This window comes from uncultured Halomonas sp. (assembly GCF_947501415.1).
Lineage (GTDB): Bacteria > Pseudomonadota > Gammaproteobacteria > Pseudomonadales > Halomonadaceae > Halomonas.
The window spans coordinates 21,513-37,986 of the sequence record NZ_CANMVL010000006.1 but is presented as its reverse complement, the minus strand read 5'-3'; the positions used below and the strand labels follow the sequence as shown (position 1 = coordinate 37,986).

Below are 16,474 nucleotides of genomic sequence, written 5' to 3'. Positions count from 1 at the left end.
ATCCACCTTCATGCTGCTGGCCGACTGTGCGGCATTGGAAATCGAGGCGGCATTATGTCAGAAAGTCGGGGCGCCTGCGTGACGATACGCGCCTACGGCTCGCCATCGTCACCCTTGCCACCCTTGTTGCCATTGCCCGTGGCCTGACCGATGGTCTTCTGCCAGAAGCGCATGTTCTCCTCGGCCATGTCCCGCATCAGATCCATGGGGGAGTGGCGCATGGCCTGCTGCCACTGATCCTGCATGCGCTGCTGCTGCTCCAGCATCAGCTTGGTCCCCTGCTCCAGATAGCGTGACAGCGGCAGCGGCTGGGCCATGTCGTAGACTCGAATGAACTGTGCCAGCAGATCATTGGAGAACACCTGGGCATCACCATCGGCCTGCTCCTGCTCGATGATGATCGAGAGCAGGATGGTACGGGTCAGGTCCTCACCGCTCTTGGCATCCTCGACGCGGAACGGCACTTCATCGAGGATCAGCCCTCGCAAATCCTCGAGGGTCACATAGCGGCTCTGTTCGGTATCATAGAGCCTGCGGTTGGCATACTTGCGAATCACGCGCACGGCGCTACTCCTCATTCGGCATGGGTGGGGCGACTGCCCCTGCAGGACCATTGTGCACCGCGACACCCACCATGCAAGACAAAGACGCCAACATGAGGCCCCATGAACCTGATCCTGCTGACCCACGACGATATCGAGAACGACCGACTGGCTCGGGTGCGTGACCCGCGACGGCTGCGACACCTGCGCGAGGTGCATCGCGCCACTCCGGGGGATCGCCTCACCCTCGGCGTGGTCGGTGGCCATATTGGCCAGGGCGAACTGCTCACCCTCGGCGAGCAGGAGGCGACCTTTGCCCTGTCGCCTCTCGACCAGACGCCACCACCCCCGCTTCCGGTCCACCTGGTGCTGGCATTGCCACGCCCTCGCATGCTGGCGCGTACCCTGGAGCATGTCACCGCGCTCGGGGTCAAGCAGATCACCCTGCTGCATACCCGCCGCGTGGAGAAGAGCTACTGGATGTCACCCGAACTCACCCCGGAGAAGATTCACCATCACCTGGTGCTGGGCCTGGAGCAGGCCCGGGACACCCTGCTGCCCGAGGTCTCCCTGGAGAGGGGCTTTCGCCCCTTCGTGGAGGATCGCCTGCCGGCCCTGCTGGAAGGCCGACGCGGCCTGCTGGCCCACCCCGGCATGCCCAGCGCCTGCCCGCGGGGGGTCGAGGCTCCCACCCTGCTGCTGGTGGGCCCGGAGGGCGGCTTCATCCCCTGGGAGGTGGATAGGCTGCTCGAGGCGGGCTGCGAGGGCATCCACCTGGGTCAGCGCATCCTGCGCGTGGAGACCGCGGTAACGGCCCTGCTGGCCCGGCTCTTCTAGTTAGTCGTCTCTAGTCGTCGCCCTCTGCCGGGTCATGCTCCACGACCCGAGAGTCATCGTCGCAGCGCGGCTCGGTAAGGAAGGTGTCGCGCACGTCAAGCAGGCCCAGGTGGCTGATGGTGCGCCGCCCCAGCAGCAGCGGATAGTGCATTTCCCCGCGATCGCGCAGGCCGAACTGCTCCTCGTAGACCGTATCGCCCAGACAGACCTTCATCAGCACCACCGGGCGCTCGTCACGCCCCCCCGCACCACGCACCTTGAGATCCCGGTAGAGGGGCAGCTCAAGACGCTCGCTGAACAGCTCGCCACTCGCCTCATCCTCCAGCTTGAGGCGAAAGCTCACCCACCTCTCGCCGTCCTTCTCGAAGCTCTCGATCTCGCGAGCATCCAGCGATGAGGTCAGGGCGCCGCTGTCGAGCTTGGCCTTTACCTCCACCCCCCAGGGCTCGACGGTGGCCTTCTCGACCCAGCCGAACACCTTGTCGTCAGCCTGAACCGAAGAGGCCAGCAGGGCCGCCCCCAGGGCAGCCGTCAGCATTGGTTTGTTGCGCATCCTCTTTCTCCTCTGGTGGGTAAGGCTCATGGCCGAGTCAGCGGACCAGGCGCTCCAGCAGCCGCCGGGTCGCGAAGCCATCCGGTATCTCACCGATGGACGCCTGGTACTCACGCAGGCCACGTCGGGTATTGGGCCCCAGAATGCCATCGGGCGCCCCCACGGCGAACCCGCGCGCATTGAGGGCCTCTTGCATCTCGCGGATCTCGGCGCGAGCCAGCGGCTGCTCGTCGCGTGGCCACCCCCCGATGACCCCGTCACGCCCCGCGATCTCGTCGGCGAGATTGCCGACGGCCAACGCATAACTGGTGGCGTTGTTGTAGCGCAGGATGACACGGAAGTTGGGACCCACCAGGAAGGCGGGGCCCCTCGCCCCTGCGGGCACGATCACCGCGGCCTCGTCGAAGGCCGGCAAGGCGCCACCCCCCACGGGGCGCACGCCCTGGGCGGACCAGACCCTGGAGGAGCGACGATTGGCCGGCTCGGCCTGGGCATAGTCGAACCCCTCCGGCAGGATCACCTCGACTCCCCAGGGCTCCCCTTCGCGCCAGCCGGCACGCTCCAGATAGTAGGCGGTAGAGGCCATGACGTCGGGGATGCTGCCCCAGATATCCCGACGACCGTCGCCGTCACCGTCCCGGGCGTAGGCCTCGAAGCTCGAGGGGATGAACTGGGTATGCCCCATGGCCCCGGCCCAGGAACCCAGCATGCGCCCGGGGGCGATATCCCCGGCGTCGATGATGCGCAGGGCGGCGAGCAGCTCGCCACGCGCAAAGTCTCGGCGCCGACCGTCATAGGCCAGGGTTGCCAGCGCCTCAAGGGTCGAGAAGTCACCGAAGTTCCCACCATAATTGCTCTCGATGCCCCAGATCGCCACGATCACCTCGGCCGGCACCCCGTAACGCTGCTCCATGCGACGTGCCGTGTCGCGGTGCTCGGCCAGGCGGACACGCCCGGTGGTGACTCGCTGGGCGGAGACCGCGGTATCCAGATATTGCCAGATGGGGCGTACGAACTCCGGCTGTGAACGGTCGAGCTCGATCACCCGGGGGCGATAACGCAACGAGGCGAGGGCCCGCTCCAGGGTTGTCTCGGAGATGCCCTCGGCGCGGGCCTCGCGACGGAAACGAGCCAGCCAGGCCTCGAAGCTCTCGGCGACCGCCGACGCCTCGCCCGGGGAAATGGACACCTCGTGGGTCTCGCCGGCGGAAGGTTCGGCGGCATCGTTGGCGGCTCGCGCCTCGTGGACCGGGCCACTCTGGCAACCGGCCAGAAGGGCAAGGGCCAGGCAGCTGGTCACTGTTATCCGTCGCATGAAGCTCTCCTTGGCGTGGGCGGAAGGCAAGAATCATCGCGCAGATGGCGCCTTGCGACCAGTACCTTAAGGCGACTCTCGGCCGCCAGAGCACCGCGAAATGGCAGAGCACCGCGAGATGACAGACCAGCACCACCGCGATCAGCAGAGGGCGAAGGCAGTGGAATCAGGCGGACAACCAGCGGGTCACGTAGTGGCCCCGGGGGTCGTAGCGCTCGGCCTGCCATGGCACATCGAATCGCTGGCCGCGACGGTCGCGTCCGACGCCGGCCACATAACGCCAGTTGCCCCAGTTGCTGGCGGCATCGTAGTCGATCAGGCAGTGCTCGAACCAGGCCGCACCAAGGCGCCAGTCGCCCCCCAGCTCATGCACCAGGTAACTCGCCGCGTTCTGACGCGCCCGGTTGGACAGCCAGCCGGTCGCGGCCAGCTCGCGCATGGCGGCATCCACAAGCGGCATGCCGGTGCGCCCCCGGCACCATGCCTCGAGGGCTTCTCTGGCCATCGGCAACTGCCGGGGACCATACAGCGCCGCCCCCTCCTGGCGAGCGGCCCAGTGGAAATAGTCGCGCCACAGCAGCTCGACCACTATCCAGTAGCTGGAGTCGCTGGCACCGTGACGAGCCTCCCAGGCGCGCACCGCATCGTGGACCTGGCGTGCCGAGAGGCAGCCGTGAGCCAGCCAGGGCGATAGCCGGGTGGAGAAGTCGGGGCCATTCAGGGCGTTGCGGGTCTGCTTGTAGCGGCCCGGCCCGCCCTGGGCCAGGTAGTGAGCGAGCCGCTCTCGGCCCGCCGCCTCGCCTCCGACGAAGTCGAACTCGCCGCGGGGGTCGGGGCGCCAGCCGGCGGCCTCGGTGCATACACCGGTCAGCGATGGCAATCCGCGCGACGCCGCCTCGGGCCAGGGTGGCAGGGAGACCGGCGCCGACATGGCGGAGGGCACGGCCCAGTGGCGCTCGGCCCGCCGGCGAAAGGAGGAAAAGCTCGGCGGCAGGGCCTCGACGGCGATCGGTAACCGGGCTTCATCGAACAGCGTGCCACTGTCCGGGCACCAGAGCGTTACCTCCGGGCCCAGCCGCCTGGCCAGTCGCGACACCGCCTGGGTCTCATCCCAGCCGGCATCGCGACGCACCGACACCTGATCGATGCGGTGGTGCTCGACCAGCCATGCAATCTCCGCCACCGGGTCACCCAGACGCACCAGCAGGTCACTGCCGCGGCTCAGCAGCTCACCACGCAGGGCGATCAGGCTCTCCCACAGGAAGCGCAGCCGCGCAGGACCGATGCGCGTGACGCCATCATCGGGCGCCTGGAGCCAGTCGCGGTCCAGGATATAGACACATAGCAACGACTCCGGCGGGCGCTGGAAGTGCAGCAGCGGGTTATCGGCCAGGCGCAGGTCCCCGCGCAGCCACACCAGCACCCGGCTCACGAGGCGGCCGCCCGGCGGCGTGCTTCGCGGCGGCAGCGCTCGCTGCAGTAACGCACCTCGTGCCAGCAGCGCTGCCACTTGCGCCGCCAGGCAAAGGCGCGGCCGCAGCGAGCACGGGGTTTTTGCGGAAGATGCGGTTTATGGTGCAAGGCGGCATCTCAAAAAATGGACACCATGCAATTATAGTACAGGTTTTGTACAAACAAAACCCATTCACCGGCCCGGCAGCCCCCTAAACGGTCTCCTTCAACATCGATGATTCCGGCCCACCTCAGGAGGCATCCGTCTCATCGCGCCCTCGCCGTTCCTCCTCTGTCGTCTCCAGGCCGCTCCTGAGCTCATGGGTCAGGGGGTCATAGTGGGGCCTGAGCTCGTCCTTGAGCGTGCCTTCCCATAATCTGGTGCCCACGAAGTAGCCGGCCCGCCCGATCACATGAGCGGCGACGGGGGCCGTCATCATGATAAACAGGATCACGGCGAAGGCCCGTGCCACCACCGCCACCTGGGCGAAGTGCAGCGCCACCGCCAGCATGACCAGAGAAACTCCCAGGGTGGCCGCCTTGGTGGTGGCATGCATGCGGGTCAGCAGGTCGGGCAGGCGCACCACGCCCAGTGCCGCCAGCAGCATGAACAGTGCCCCGACCAGTACCAGTCCTTCGCCGACGATATCAGTCATCCCGCGGCCCTCCTCGTTCCAGGAATCTCGCGAAGCCGATGGCGGCCATAAAGGCCATCAGCGCCATGACGATGGCGACATCGAGCAGGCTGGCCACATCGGTGGCGATGGCCACCACCCCGATCATGCCGACCAGGATCGACGAGAAGAGCTCCAGCGCCACCACCCGGTCGGGCAGACTCGGCCCCCGAAACAGACGCACGAAGGCGAGACACAACGCCAGCGACATCAGCGCCAGGCTCAACAGGATGATGGGCGACATCGGCAATCTCCTTCACGGCTAGGCATGGCTAATGGCTAATGGCTAATGGCTAATGGCTAATGGCTAATGGCTAATGGCTAATGGCTAATGGCTAATGGCTATCAGCGAAACAGCGTCAGGGCCCGGCGCTCAAGCTCTACCAGATTGGCACGCAGCGCCTCCTCGTCGTCCAGGAACATGGCATGGATATAGAGCACCCGGCGGTCATCGGAGACATCCAGGCTCAGGGTGCCCGGCGTCAACGAGATCAGGTTGGCGACGAAGGCGATCTCGAACTCGCTGCGTGCCTGAAGCGGCATGGCGATCACCCCGGGCTTCATGTACCAGGGCGGGGTAACGATATCGTAGGCCACCTTGAGGTTGGCCATGGCCAGCTCCTTGATGAAGAAGGCGATGAAACGCACCAGCCGCGGCAGGCGCTGGGCATAGCCGGAAAGCGCCGGCACCTGGGGCTGGATCAGCGTCAGCACCAGATAGCCGAAGGCTAGACCGGCGGCCAGATTGCGGCCGCTGAAGTCGCCGGTGAGTACCACCCAGGCCACCCCCAGCAGCAGGTTCCAGACCGCGCCTACCATGGTACTCCCTCGCCCTGTTCGCCCAGCACCGCGCGGATATAGCCCTGTGGATCCAGCAGCTGGTCGGCTGATGCTTCGGCCAGGGCATGAAGAGGTCCCGGGTAGAGGCCGATCAGCAGGGTACAGAGCGCCAGTCCCGCCACCGGGGCCGCCATCAGCCACATCTCCCGCTGGCGCACCTCCGGGAAGGGGTCGACGTCGCCCTCCGGGGGGAGCGACTTCCAGAATACCTCGGCCCAGATCTTGATCATCGAGTAGAGCGTGAGCAGCCCCACCAGCAGGGCGATGGCGGTGACCCCATAGGCCTCGGCCTCGATGCCGGCACGGATCACGATAAACTTGGCGAAGAACCCCGATAGCGGCGGAATGCCGGCAAGCGACAGGGCGGGAATCAGGAACAGCACCGCCAGCCAGGGATGGCTGCGGTAGAAGCCGCCCAGCCGCTCGAGCCGATAGCTGCCACGCAGCCGATGGACGATGCCACTGACCAGGAACAGGTTCGTCTTCACGATGATATGGTGGATGATATAGAAGACCCCGCCGACGACCGCCAGTGGCGTGAAGAGCGCCAGGCCGAGGATCATGTAGCCGATCTGGCTGACGATATGAAACGACAGGATGCGCCGGAACTCGAACTGGGCCGCTGCCCCCAGCACCCCGGAGAGCATGGTCAGTCCCGCCCCCCATAGCAGGATCTCATGGGTGTATCCCGGACTGTGATGAAAGATCAGGGTAAAGACGCGGAACAGCGCATAGACCCCGACCTTGGTAAGCAGCCCCGCAAACAGTGCCGACACCGCAACCGGAGGGGTGTGGTAGGAGGCCGGTAGCCAGAAGAACAGCGGGAAGGCCGCCGCCTTGATGCCAAACGCCACCATGAACATCATCGCCAGGGCATCGACCATGGCCTGCTCCTCGACCATGGCCAGCCGCCTGGCGATATCGGCCATGTTGAGGGTCCCCACCATGCCGTAGAGCAGCCCCACGGCGACCAGGAAGATCACCGAGGAGAGCAGGTTGAGCGCCACATACTTGATCGCCCCCTCCATCTGCGCCTTCTCGCCCCCCAGGATCAGCAGCGCGAAGGAGGCCACCAGCATCACCTCGAACCAGACATAGAGATTGAAGATATCACCGGTGAGGAAGGCACCGGCGACTCCGGCCAGCAGCAGGTGCATCAGCGGGAAGTAGCCATGGGCTTCGTGACCCCGGCCGGCGGTGGCCAGCGAGTAGATCGCCACGGCGAATCCGATGATGCCGGTGAGTACCACCATGATGGCCCCCAGCAGGTCGGCCACCAGGCTGATGCCGAAGGGCGCGGCCCAGCCACCCACCTGAACCACCATGATCCCCTCATGGCTTACCGAGGCGAGCAGCCACAGGCCGGTAACCAGCAGTCCAGCGGAGCCCCCCACGGCGACCAGCCGCTGCATCAGGCGCGATCGCCAGAAGACCAGCGACACGGCCCCCGCCATCAGCGGAATCAGGATCGGCAGCGCGACCTCGGGGGTCACGTATCGGTATCCTTCATCCGGTCCATGTCATCGGCACGCACGACCTCCCAGGCGCGACGCACCAGCACCACGGCAAACGACAGCACGCCGAAGGCGATGACGATGGCGGTCAGCACCAGCGCCTGGGGCAGTGGGTCCGCCACCACCCCTGCGGGGGCGGTGAGCCCCTCCGGCACCAGCGGCGGTGCGCCACGCGTCATGCCGGCGGTGGCGAAGATCAGCAGGTTGGCGGCATTGGAGAGCAGCATCAGCCCGATCACCAGCTTGACGATGGAGCGACGCAGCATCATGTAGAGGGCGGCGGCGAACAGGGTACCGATGGTGATGGCCATCAAGGGTTCCATGGGGGCTCCTCGCGTCAGGCGTTATCGTCGGTCTGGATCAGGGCGGTGATGGCGGTCAGCACCGAGCCGAGCACCACCAGATAGACGCCGATATCGAAGACCAGCGGCGTCGAGGCCTTGAAGTCGATGATTGGGAGGGTCCACCACTTGGCGGTAAAGAAGGGCTGCCCGCTCCACCAGGCGGGCAGTGTCGAGGCCACCCCCAGCAGGAGCCCCATCCCCACCAGGTCCCGGGGCGAGACCCTGAGCATCGCGCCCAGGGCGCCTTGCCCCCAGGCAAACAGATAGAGCGCAAAGCCCCCTGCCGCCACCAGCCCCGCGATAAAGCCCCCACCGGGCTCATCGTGGCCACGCAGCAGCAGGAACAGCGAGAACATCAGCTGCAGCGGCAACAGCAGCCGCGCCGCCACCCTGAGGATCAGCGTGCCCGACCTAACCATCGTCTCCCCTCCGTGCCCGCCGGGCATTTCTGGCCTCATACGCCTCGGCATGGAAGCGCAGCATGGCATGGACACCGAGGGCCGCCAGCGCCAGCACGAATATCTCTCCCAGGGTGTCGAGGGCGCGGAAGTCCACCAGGATGACGTTGACGATATTGTGTCCGTGGCCCAGCGGCTGGCTGCTCTCCACCATGTAGTCGGAGATGCGTGGCAGCCGTTCACCGGAGAGCACGGTCAGCATCAACAGGGTGATCATGCCACCGACAAGCCCCGCCACGACCAGGTCACGCAGCCGCTCGGCCGGGGTGGAGAGTGTGGAGAAGCGTGGCAGGCGAAACAGTACCAGCACCAGCAGGATGACGGTCAGGGTCTCCACCAGCAGCTGGGTGATGGCCAGGTCAGGCGCACTGAACAGCACGAAGGTCAGGGCGATGGAGAACCCCACCACTCCCACGGCCGCAACCGCCGCCAGGCGCGAGCGCATCACGCAGGCCGCCACCGCCCCGGCGATCATCAGCCCCGCCACCACCGCCTCATGGGGGTAGACATCCGGCGTTAAGGCGAGGCTGGGTGTATGCCGCACCAGCAACGCATGTCCCACAAGCCCCAGCAGCACCAGCAGGGTCATCACCAGGTAGTTGCGAAGATAGCCGCCCTGCAGGAAGCGGGTCTGCCACTCGGCCACATGCACAAGCCCCCTGAGCAGTGCCTCATAACCGGCCTCTGGGCCACGGGTCATCAACGGTTCGAGGCGTGCCAGCCAGGCGCGCAGACGGTCCCAGTGGCAGAACACCGTCCCACCCAGTATCAGACTGGCCAGCGAGAGCAGCAGCGGCAGGTTGAGGCCGTGCCAGAGCGCCAGGTGTACCTCGCCCTGCCCCGCCCCGATCCCCCCGATCACGGCCCTCACCAGCGGATCGAGCAGCCCTGGCGCCACGCCCAGCAGCAGCGACAGCATGGCGAGCAGGGCGGGACCTGCGAGCATGCCGAAGGGAGCCTCGCGAGGGACCCGCGGTGTCTGATGCCGCGGACCGAAGAAGGGGCGAATGGCGACGACCGCCGCCACCGCGAGAGTCAGGAAGGCCGCGAGGAAGGCCAGCGGCAGGATCACCGCCCGATAGGCCTCCGCGGCCAGCAGTGAAGCCAGCATCAGCTCCTTGCCGACAAAGCCCAGCAGCGGCGGCAAGCCCGCCAGCGACAGCGCCGCCACCACCGCCACCAGGGCGGTACGCGGCATGGCATGACGCAGCCCGCCCATGGCGGTGACATCCTTGGTGCCGGCCTGGTGGTCGAGAATACCGGCGACCATGAACAGCGCCCCCTTGTAGAGGGAGTGGCCGAGCAGGAAGACCACGAAGGCGATGAGCGCGGCCTCGGTTCCGATGCCCAGCAGCATCGTCAGGGTGCCCAGTGCCATTACCGTTGAGTAGGCCAGCAGCGTCTTGACGTTGGTGTGCTGGACCGCCAGAAAGGCGCCGGTGGCCATGGTCAGTGCCCCCACCAGCGACAGCGTGGCCACCCAGGGCTCGGTCCCGCCCAACGCCGGATGCAGCCGCGCCAGAAGGTAGACCCCCGCCTTGACCATGGTGGCCGAGTGCAGGTAGGCCGAGACCGGCGTGGGCGCCGCCATGGCGTTGGGCAGCCAGAAGTGGAAGGGAAACTGGGCCGACTTGGTGAAGGCGCCCAGCAGCACGCAGACCAGCAGCGGCAGATAGAGTGCATGCGCCTTGAGCTGTTCGCCGCGGGTGTTGAGCTCGACCAGCGACCAGCTGTCGCCGGCCAGGGCCAGCATGACGAAACCGGCGAGCAGCGCCAGTCCGCCACCCACGGTAACGAAGAGTCCCTGCTGGGCCGACTTGCGTGCGGCGAGATCGGTATGGTTGAAGCCGATCAGCAGATAGGAGGTGATGCTGGTCAGCTCCCAGAACACGAACAGGGCAACCAGATTATCGGCCAGCACCAGGCCAAGCATAGACATCATGAAGGCGGTGATCACCACCAGGAAACGCGGCAGATCACGATGACCGTGAAGGGTCTCTCCGGCGTAGATCAGCACCAGGGTACCGATCACCGTGATCAGCATGGCGAACAGCCAGGCCAGGCCATCGACCATGAACGTCAGGGTGATATCGAGGCCCGGCGCCCAGGCCCACTCCAGCCATAGCATCTCGCCGTCGGCGATGGTGGGCCACTGGGCCATCAGCCAGGCGGCAATGGCCGCCGGCAGCAGCGCCATCACGCCTGCCGCTCGCGAACCGAACCAGCGATACAGCAGCGGCGCCATGGCCGCTATCACGAATCCACCCAGCACGAGGAGTTGCATCGGGTGCTCTCCCGTCGGTCGACCCATTCACATTAATCACACAAGGTGTTGAAACACAAGGTGGGCGCGCACCGAAGCACTTTGCGTTAGGATGCTCGGCATACCGTCCAGTCAGGCTACCCCCTGGGGAGTGATGCGTCCCACGCTGGTGCACCACCTTGCCCTGCGGGTAGCCTATGCCTCTTCCCCAAATCCATATTCGCAGGATGAGCGACCGATGACATTGATGTGGATAGCCCTGCTGCCGCTGGTGGGCATGCTGGTGCCGATGGTCACCGCCAGCCACGGACGGCGTACCTGTTCCCTCGCCACTGCCGTCCTCCCGGCCCTGGCCCTGCTGCTGATGCTGGCACAGTTGCCGGCCCTCTCCAGCGGCGAGGCCCTGCGCGCCTCCGTCGCCTGGATACCCAGCCTGGGGCTCGAGCTGGCCTTCCGCCTGGACGGGCTGTCGGTGCTCTTCAATCTGCTGATCCTGGGCATCGGCCTGCTGATCCTGCTCTATGCCCACTTCTACCTCGCGGCGGAGGAGCCCTTCGGGCGCTTCTACGCCTATCTGATCCTGTTCATGGCCTCGATGGTCGGCATCGTGATGGCCGACAACCTGATCCTGCTCTGGCTCTACTGGGAACTGACCAGCCTCTCCTCCTTCCTGCTGATCGGCTTCTGGTCGCACCGCAGCGATGCCCGCAAGGGCGCACGCATGGCACTTACCGTGACCGGCGCAGGCGGCCTGGCACTGCTCGCCGGCCTGCTGCTGCTGGGCGACATGGTCGGCAGCTACGCCATGGACGATGTGCTGACTGGTGGTGAGGCGATACTCGCCGACCCACGCTACCCGGTCATGCTGGTACTGGTACTGCTGGGCGCCTTCACCAAGTCGGCCCAGTTCCCCTTCCAGTTCTGGCTGCCTCACGCCATGGCGGCGCCCACGCCGGTCTCGGCCTACCTGCACTCGGCCACCATGGTCAAGGCGGGCATCTTCCTGATGGCGCGACTGCATCCCGCCATCGCCGGCAGTGAGCTGTGGTCGGTGGTCGTCTCCCTGATCGGCATGGCAACCATGCTCTACGGGGCCTGGTTTGCACTGCTCAAGACCGACCTCAAGGGCATCCTGGCCTTCTCCACGGTCAGCCATCTGGGGCTGATCACGGTCCTGCTGGGCATCGGCAGCCCCATGGCGGTGCTGGCAGCGCTGTTCCATATCCTCAACCACGCCAGCTTCAAGGCGGCGCTGTTCATGAGCGCCGGGATCATCGATCACGAGGCCGGCACCCGCGAGCTCGGCCGCCTGGGCGGCCTGCGCAAGGCGATGCCGGTCACCGCCCTGCTGACCACCGTGGCGGGGGCAGCCATGGCCGGGGTGCCACTGCTCAACGGCTTTATCTCCAAGGAGATGTTCTTCACCGAGACCCTGGAGACGCCGGTGCTGGCCGGACTGAGCTGGGTGCTGCCGGTACTCGCCGCCCTGGGCGGCATCCTCTCGGTCGCCTATTCGCTGCGACTGGTGCACGCGGTCTTCTTCAAGCCCGCCAAGGCGGATCCGCCTCATACGCCACACGAGCCGCCCTGGCTGATGCGCGCGCCGGTTGAGCTGCTGGTAACATTATGCGTGGTCGTCGGCCTGGCGCCGGTACTGGCCGAGGGGCTGCTGGGTCTGGCCGTGGAGGCGGTGCTGGGCGCCCCCCTCGACTTCCACCTGGCGATCTGGCACGGCCTGAACCTGCCGCTGGCGATGAGTGCCCTGGCCCTGGTGGCCGGCATCACGGCCTACTGGCGTCACGCCGACCTGCGCCACTTCCACCGCGGCTTCAGTGCGGTGGATGCGCGCCTGGTGTTCGAGGCCACGCTGCAGTGCCTCGGTCGCTGGTCCGAACACAGCCTGAAACGCTTCGAGGGGGGCTCCCTGCAGCGCTACATGAGCTGGCTGCTGTTCGCCTCGCTGCTGATGGGCAGCCTGGGTCTGGCGCGTATCAGCGGGCTGACCGGCCCTCTGGGAAATCAGCCCATCGACGGCGCGGTGCTGCTCGGAGCTGCCCTGCTGGTGTTCGGTGGCATCGCCACCGCGGTGACGCACCGTTTCCGCCTGATCTCGCTGATCATGCTCTCGGTGGTGGGGCTGGTCGTCGCCCTGACCTTCGCCCGCTTCTCGGCCCCGGATCTCGCATTGACTCAGCTTTCCGTTGAGGTGGTCACCATGATCCTGCTGATGCTGGCGCTGTTCTTCCTGCCCCAGAAGACGCCCACCGAGTCGTCCAACCGCCGCAACCTGCGCGATGTGGTGCTGGCCAGCAGCCTGGGGCTGGTGGTCGCCAGCCTCAACTATGCGGTGCTGACGCGTGACAACTCGCCCATCTCCGGCTTCTTTCTGGAAAACAGCATCCCCGGGGGGGGCGGCCACAATGTGGTCAATGTCATCCTGGTGGACTTCCGCGGCTTCGATACCCTGGGTGAAATCACCGTGCTGGCGCTGGCCGGCCTGGCGATCTTCAAGCTGCTCAACCGCCTGCGGCTGTTCATGCCCCACAGCGACAGCGAGGGACGCCTCTGGTCGCCGGACCGCTATCCGGCGGTTCTCACCTCCATCTCCATGGCGCTGCTGCCGCTGGCCCTGCTCGTCTCGGCCTTTATCTTCCTGCGCGGTCACAACGAGCCGGGGGGCGGGTTCATTGCCGGCCTGGTCACCGCCGTGGCGCTGATTCTGCTCTATATGGCGCGCGGCGTGGAGTGGAGCCAGGAGCGCCTCGACTTCCCCTACCAGCCGGTAGCCGTGGCCGGGGTGGGCATCGCCACTCTCACGGGCCTGGGCAGCTGGCTGTTCGGCTATCCCTTCCTGACCTCGGCATTCGGTCACTTCCACCTGCCGCTGATAGGTGAATTCGAGCTGGCCACCGCCATGCTGTTCGACCTCGGGGTCTATCTCGCCGTGGTCGGCGCCACCCTGATGATCCTGGCCAACCTGGGCAAGGTGACGACGGTCCACCGACCGGCCAAGGAGCCCAAGTCCGAAGACAATGCATCACCCCAGCGCCCCCGCAAGGAGACCACCTGATGGAAAGCCTCTACGCCATCACCACCGGCGTACTTACCGCCAGCGGACTCTACCTGGTCCTGCGTTCACGCACCTTCCCCGTCGTGGTGGGCCTGACCCTGCTCTCCTATGCGGTGAACCTGTTTCTGTTCTCCATGGGCGGGCTGACCACCGATGGCGCCGCACTGATCAACGGCGTCAAGGAGTACGCCGACCCACTGCCCCAGGCGCTGGTATTGACCGCCATCGTGATCGGCTTCGCCATGACCGCCTTCGTGGTGATCCTGGCGATGCGCGCGCGCAGCGAGGCGGGCAATGACCATGTGGATGGCCGCAAGCATGAAGCCGGGGAGGGGCGCCGATGAGCACTCATCTGATCGTGCTGCCGGTGGTAGTGCCACTGGTGGTGGGCATCCTGCTGCTCTTCCAGCGCCAGGGCAGCGTGCGCCTGAAGCGCCTGGTCGGGGTCGGCGCCACCCTGGCCCTGCTGCTGATAAGCATCGCCCTGGTGGCCCGAGCCGCCGGCGGCGAGGTGACCTACTACGCCCTGGGCGACTGGCAACCTCCGTTCGGCATCGCTCTGGTACTCGACCGTCTCTCGGCCATGATGGTGCTGCTCACCTCCATCCTCGCACTGGGTGCCGTGGTGTTCGCCTGTGCCGGCGACGACGAGCGCGGCAGCAATTTCCACGGTCTCTTCCAGTGGCAGTTGATGGGGATCAATGGCGCCTTCCTGACCGGCGACCTGTTCAACCTGTTCGTGTTCTTCGAGGTCCTGCTGCTCGCCTCTTACGCGCTTCTGCTTCATGGCGGCGGCAAGGAGAGGATCATGTCCGGGGTGCACTATGTGGTGCTCAACCTGGCCGGGTCTTCGCTGTTCCTGATCAGTGTCGGCATCCTCTACGGGGCCACCGGCACCCTCAACATGGCCGACATGGCCGTTCGCCTGAGCGAACTGCCTGCCGAGCATGAAGGGCTGGTGGTAGCGGGCGCCCTGATGCTGCTGGTCGTGTTTGGCCTCAAGGCAGCCATTCTGCCGCTCTACTTCTGGCTGCCCAAGGCCTATGCCGCGGCACCCGCTCCGGTGGCGGCACTGTTTGCCATCATGACCAAGGTGGGGATCTACGCCATTCTGCGGGTCTACTCACTGGTCTTCGGTGAAGCCGCCGGCCCCCTGGCAGACCTGGAGCAGGGCTGGGTATGGTGGCTGTCGCTGGGCACCCTGGCGGTGGCTACCCTCGGCGCCCTGGCCGCGCGGGACCTGCGCCTGCTGGTGGCCTATCTGGTGCTGGTCTCGGTGGGTACCCTGCTGGCGGGGATCGGCATCGGCACTCCAGCGGCGGTCTCCGCCCTGCTCTACTACCTGATCCATACCACCCTGGTCACCGGCGGCCTCTTCCTGCTCGCCGAAATGATCGGCGCCCAGCGCGGCAAGGCGGGCACCCGCCTGGTCAAGGGTCAGCCGCTTCGCCAGGGGGGGTGGCTCGCCGCCCTGTTCTTCGCCGCCGCCATCGCCGTGGCTGGCATGCCGCCACTCTCGGGGGCGATCGGCAAGGCTTTGCTGATGGCCACCGCCGAGGGAGTCCAGCGTGCCTGGCTATGGCCGATCCTGTTGCTCAGCGGCCTCGCCGCCATCATTGCGCTGTCGCGGGCGGGCTCCACACTGTTCTGGCGCAGCACCGGCTCGGCCGATGGCCAGCACCTGCCCCGGCGTCAGTGGTTCGGCGTCGCCTGGCTGATCGGTGCCGCCCCGCTGATGGTGGCCCTGGCCGGCCCGCTGGTCGACTACACCGACGCCACCGCCGAGCAGCTGGCCCACCCCGAGGTTCTGACACGCGCCTTGCTGAACAACGAGGGAGATGCTCCATGATCCAGCCTCGCTCCTGGCTGCCGACACCACTGCTGTCGATTCTGTTGCTGATCGTCTGGTTGCTGATGGTACGCAGCGTCGCCTTCGGCCATATCCTGCTGGGCGGCGCACTGGCGGTGGCGATCCCACTGGCAACCCACCGTTTCTGGGACACACAGCCCCATGTCAAGAAACCGGCCCTGCTGCTGCGCTTCGCACTGCGTGTACTCGGCGATATCGTCACTGCCAACCTTCAGGTTGCCTGGCTGATCCTCAACCCCTGGCGGCGCATGCGGCCTCACTTCATCGAGTACCCGTTGATGCTGGAGAACCGCTTCACCATCACCCTGCTCGCCAACACCATCAGCCTGACGCCGGGCACGGTCTCGGCCAATCTGCGCCTGGATGGCAAGTCGCTGCTGATTCATGCCCTCGACGTGGAGGACGATGATGCATTGATCGAGACCATTCGCGAGCGCTACGAGCGGCCGCTGAAGGAGATCTACGAATGATTGAGGTTGCACTCTGGACCAGCCTGGCCCTGGTTGTGGCAGCCATGGCGCTGAATGTCTACCGACTGACCATCGGCCCGGACATGCCCGACCGCCTGCTGGCGCTGGACACCATGTATATCAACTCCATCGCCCTGATCGTGCTGCTGGGACTCTGGCTGGATACCAAGACCTACTTCGAAGCGGCGCTGCTGATCGCCATGCTTGGCTTCATCAGTACCGTGGCGGTGTGCAAGTACCTGCTGCGCGGCGACATCATCGAATAGGGGGAC

18 protein-coding genes are annotated in these 16,474 nt (G+C 66.2%); 6 read left to right on the top strand and 12 right to left on the bottom strand.

Going from position 1 to position 16,474, the window contains the following annotated elements:
* Nucleotides 1-92 precede the first annotated feature (92 nt).
* On the bottom strand, nucleotides 93-563 hold the full coding sequence (phaR, locus tag Q0894_RS04405; RefSeq protein WP_195689018.1) for a polyhydroxyalkanoate synthesis repressor PhaR: 471 nt from the start codon (nucleotides 561-563) through the stop codon (nucleotides 93-95).
* Between the two features lie 102 nt (nucleotides 564-665).
* Between phaR and Q0894_RS04400 the strand changes: the two genes are divergently transcribed.
* Entirely contained in the window at nucleotides 666-1,379 is a 714-nt protein-coding gene (locus Q0894_RS04400) for a 16S rRNA (uracil(1498)-N(3))-methyltransferase (protein ID WP_299231853.1), read from the top strand.
* Between the two features lie 10 nt (nucleotides 1,380-1,389).
* Here Q0894_RS04400 and Q0894_RS04395 read toward each other — a convergent pair whose 3' ends face one another.
* The 11 genes from Q0894_RS04395 to Q0894_RS04345 all read right to left on the bottom strand — a co-directional run bounded on the left by Q0894_RS04395 (nucleotide 1,390) and on the right by Q0894_RS04345 (nucleotide 10,813).
* Nucleotides 1,390-1,917: an ATP-dependent zinc protease gene (locus Q0894_RS04395; RefSeq protein WP_299231889.1), complete on the bottom strand. Its 528-nt coding sequence runs from the start codon at nucleotides 1,915-1,917 to the stop codon at nucleotides 1,390-1,392.
* Nucleotides 1,918-1,969: 52 nt separating this feature from the next.
* Complete coding sequence (locus Q0894_RS04390; RefSeq protein WP_299231851.1) at nucleotides 1,970-3,247, bottom strand: lytic murein transglycosylase; 1,278 nt, start codon at nucleotides 3,245-3,247, stop codon at nucleotides 1,970-1,972.
* A gap of 166 nt (nucleotides 3,248-3,413) precedes the next feature.
* Entirely contained in the window at nucleotides 3,414-4,748 is a 1,335-nt protein-coding gene (locus Q0894_RS04385) for a DASH family cryptochrome (protein WP_299231888.1), read from the bottom strand.
* Nucleotides 4,676-4,828: a DUF2256 domain-containing protein gene (locus Q0894_RS04380; RefSeq protein ID WP_299231850.1), complete on the bottom strand. Its 153-nt coding sequence runs from the start codon at nucleotides 4,826-4,828 to the stop codon at nucleotides 4,676-4,678. Before Q0894_RS04380 ends, Q0894_RS04385 begins: the two co-directional genes overlap by 73 nt.
* Nucleotides 4,829-4,950: 122 nt before the next feature.
* Entirely contained in the window at nucleotides 4,951-5,355 is a 405-nt protein-coding gene (gene mnhG / locus Q0894_RS04375) for a monovalent cation/H(+) antiporter subunit G (protein WP_299231849.1), read from the bottom strand.
* Nucleotides 5,348-5,617: a monovalent cation/H+ antiporter complex subunit F gene (locus Q0894_RS04370; protein WP_195689014.1), complete on the bottom strand. Its 270-nt coding sequence runs from the start codon at nucleotides 5,615-5,617 to the stop codon at nucleotides 5,348-5,350. Before Q0894_RS04370 ends, mnhG begins: the two co-directional genes overlap by 8 nt.
* A gap of 101 nt (nucleotides 5,618-5,718) precedes the next feature.
* Entirely contained in the window at nucleotides 5,719-6,192 is a 474-nt protein-coding gene (locus Q0894_RS04365) for a Na+/H+ antiporter subunit E (protein WP_299231847.1), read from the bottom strand.
* On the bottom strand, nucleotides 6,186-7,706 hold the full coding sequence (locus Q0894_RS04360; RefSeq protein ID WP_299231846.1) for a Na+/H+ antiporter subunit D: 1,521 nt from the start codon (nucleotides 7,704-7,706) through the stop codon (nucleotides 6,186-6,188). The genes Q0894_RS04365 and Q0894_RS04360 overlap by 7 nt, the downstream gene beginning before the upstream one ends.
* The gene (locus Q0894_RS04355; protein WP_299231845.1) at nucleotides 7,703-8,050 is read right to left on the bottom strand and encodes a Na+/H+ antiporter subunit C; all 348 of its coding nucleotides are present in this window, start codon (nucleotides 8,048-8,050) and stop codon (nucleotides 7,703-7,705) included. The genes Q0894_RS04360 and Q0894_RS04355 overlap by 4 nt, the downstream gene beginning before the upstream one ends.
* A gap of 14 nt (nucleotides 8,051-8,064) precedes the next feature.
* Nucleotides 8,065-8,490, bottom strand: coding sequence for a Na+/H+ antiporter subunit B (locus tag Q0894_RS04350; RefSeq protein ID WP_299231844.1), 426 nt, complete (start codon nucleotides 8,488-8,490; stop codon nucleotides 8,065-8,067).
* The gene (locus Q0894_RS04345) at nucleotides 8,483-10,813 is read right to left on the bottom strand and encodes a putative monovalent cation/H+ antiporter subunit A (RefSeq protein WP_299231843.1); all 2,331 of its coding nucleotides are present in this window, start codon (nucleotides 10,811-10,813) and stop codon (nucleotides 8,483-8,485) included. The genes Q0894_RS04350 and Q0894_RS04345 overlap by 8 nt, the downstream gene beginning before the upstream one ends.
* A 217-nt stretch (nucleotides 10,814-11,030) precedes the next feature.
* On the opposite strand from Q0894_RS04345, the gene Q0894_RS04340 reads away from it, so the two are divergent.
* Genes Q0894_RS04340 through Q0894_RS04320 form a run of 5 tightly spaced genes read left to right on the top strand, consistent with a single transcriptional unit; the run spans nucleotide 11,031 to nucleotide 16,468 of the window.
* The gene (locus Q0894_RS04340) at nucleotides 11,031-13,862 is read left to right on the top strand and encodes a monovalent cation/H+ antiporter subunit A (RefSeq protein WP_299231842.1); all 2,832 of its coding nucleotides are present in this window, start codon (nucleotides 11,031-11,033) and stop codon (nucleotides 13,860-13,862) included.
* Nucleotides 13,862-14,206, top strand: coding sequence for a Na+/H+ antiporter subunit C (locus tag Q0894_RS04335; protein ID WP_299231841.1), 345 nt, complete (start codon nucleotides 13,862-13,864; stop codon nucleotides 14,204-14,206). The genes Q0894_RS04340 and Q0894_RS04335 overlap by 1 nt, the downstream gene beginning before the upstream one ends.
* Nucleotides 14,203-15,711 (top strand): monovalent cation/H+ antiporter subunit D, encoded by a 1,509-nt coding sequence (locus Q0894_RS04330; RefSeq protein ID WP_299231840.1) that lies wholly within the window; start codon nucleotides 14,203-14,205, stop codon nucleotides 15,709-15,711. Before Q0894_RS04335 ends, Q0894_RS04330 begins: the two co-directional genes overlap by 4 nt.
* Entirely contained in the window at nucleotides 15,708-16,202 is a 495-nt protein-coding gene (locus Q0894_RS04325) for a Na+/H+ antiporter subunit E (protein ID WP_299231838.1), read from the top strand. Before Q0894_RS04330 ends, Q0894_RS04325 begins: the two co-directional genes overlap by 4 nt.
* A complete protein-coding gene (locus Q0894_RS04320; protein WP_132044280.1) occupies nucleotides 16,199-16,468 on the top strand; it encodes a K+/H+ antiporter subunit F in 270 nt (89 codons plus the stop codon). Before Q0894_RS04325 ends, Q0894_RS04320 begins: the two co-directional genes overlap by 4 nt.
* Nucleotides 16,469-16,474 lie beyond the last annotated feature (6 nt).

Coding starts and splice junctions, on each gene's coding strand:
- Q0894_RS04400 (WP_299231853.1), top strand. CDS start 666: ATGAACCTGATCCTGCTGACCCACGACGATATCGAGAACGACCGACTG.
- Q0894_RS04395 (WP_299231889.1), bottom strand. CDS start 1,917: ATGCTGACGGCTGCCCTGGGGGCGGCCCTGCTGGCCTCTTCGGTTCAG.
- Q0894_RS04390 (WP_299231851.1), bottom strand. CDS start 3,247: ATGCGACGGATAACAGTGACCAGCTGCCTGGCCCTTGCCCTTCTGGCC.
- mnhG (WP_299231849.1), bottom strand. CDS start 5,355: ATGACTGATATCGTCGGCGAAGGACTGGTACTGGTCGGGGCACTGTTC.
- Q0894_RS04370 (WP_195689014.1), bottom strand. CDS start 5,617: ATGTCGCCCATCATCCTGTTGAGCCTGGCGCTGATGTCGCTGGCGTTG.
- Q0894_RS04365 (WP_299231847.1), bottom strand. CDS start 6,192: ATGGTAGGCGCGGTCTGGAACCTGCTGCTGGGGGTGGCCTGGGTGGTA.
- Q0894_RS04355 (WP_299231845.1), bottom strand. CDS start 8,050: ATGGAACCCTTGATGGCCATCACCATCGGTACCCTGTTCGCCGCCGCC.
- Q0894_RS04350 (WP_299231844.1), bottom strand. CDS start 8,490: ATGGTTAGGTCGGGCACGCTGATCCTCAGGGTGGCGGCGCGGCTGCTG.
- Q0894_RS04345 (WP_299231843.1), bottom strand. CDS start 10,813: ATGCAACTCCTCGTGCTGGGTGGATTCGTGATAGCGGCCATGGCGCCG.
- Q0894_RS04340 (WP_299231842.1), top strand. CDS start 11,031: ATGACATTGATGTGGATAGCCCTGCTGCCGCTGGTGGGCATGCTGGTG.
- Q0894_RS04335 (WP_299231841.1), top strand. CDS start 13,862: ATGGAAAGCCTCTACGCCATCACCACCGGCGTACTTACCGCCAGCGGA.
- Q0894_RS04330 (WP_299231840.1), top strand. CDS start 14,203: ATGAGCACTCATCTGATCGTGCTGCCGGTGGTAGTGCCACTGGTGGTG.
- Q0894_RS04325 (WP_299231838.1), top strand. CDS start 15,708: ATGATCCAGCCTCGCTCCTGGCTGCCGACACCACTGCTGTCGATTCTG.
- Q0894_RS04320 (WP_132044280.1), top strand. CDS start 16,199: ATGATTGAGGTTGCACTCTGGACCAGCCTGGCCCTGGTTGTGGCAGCC.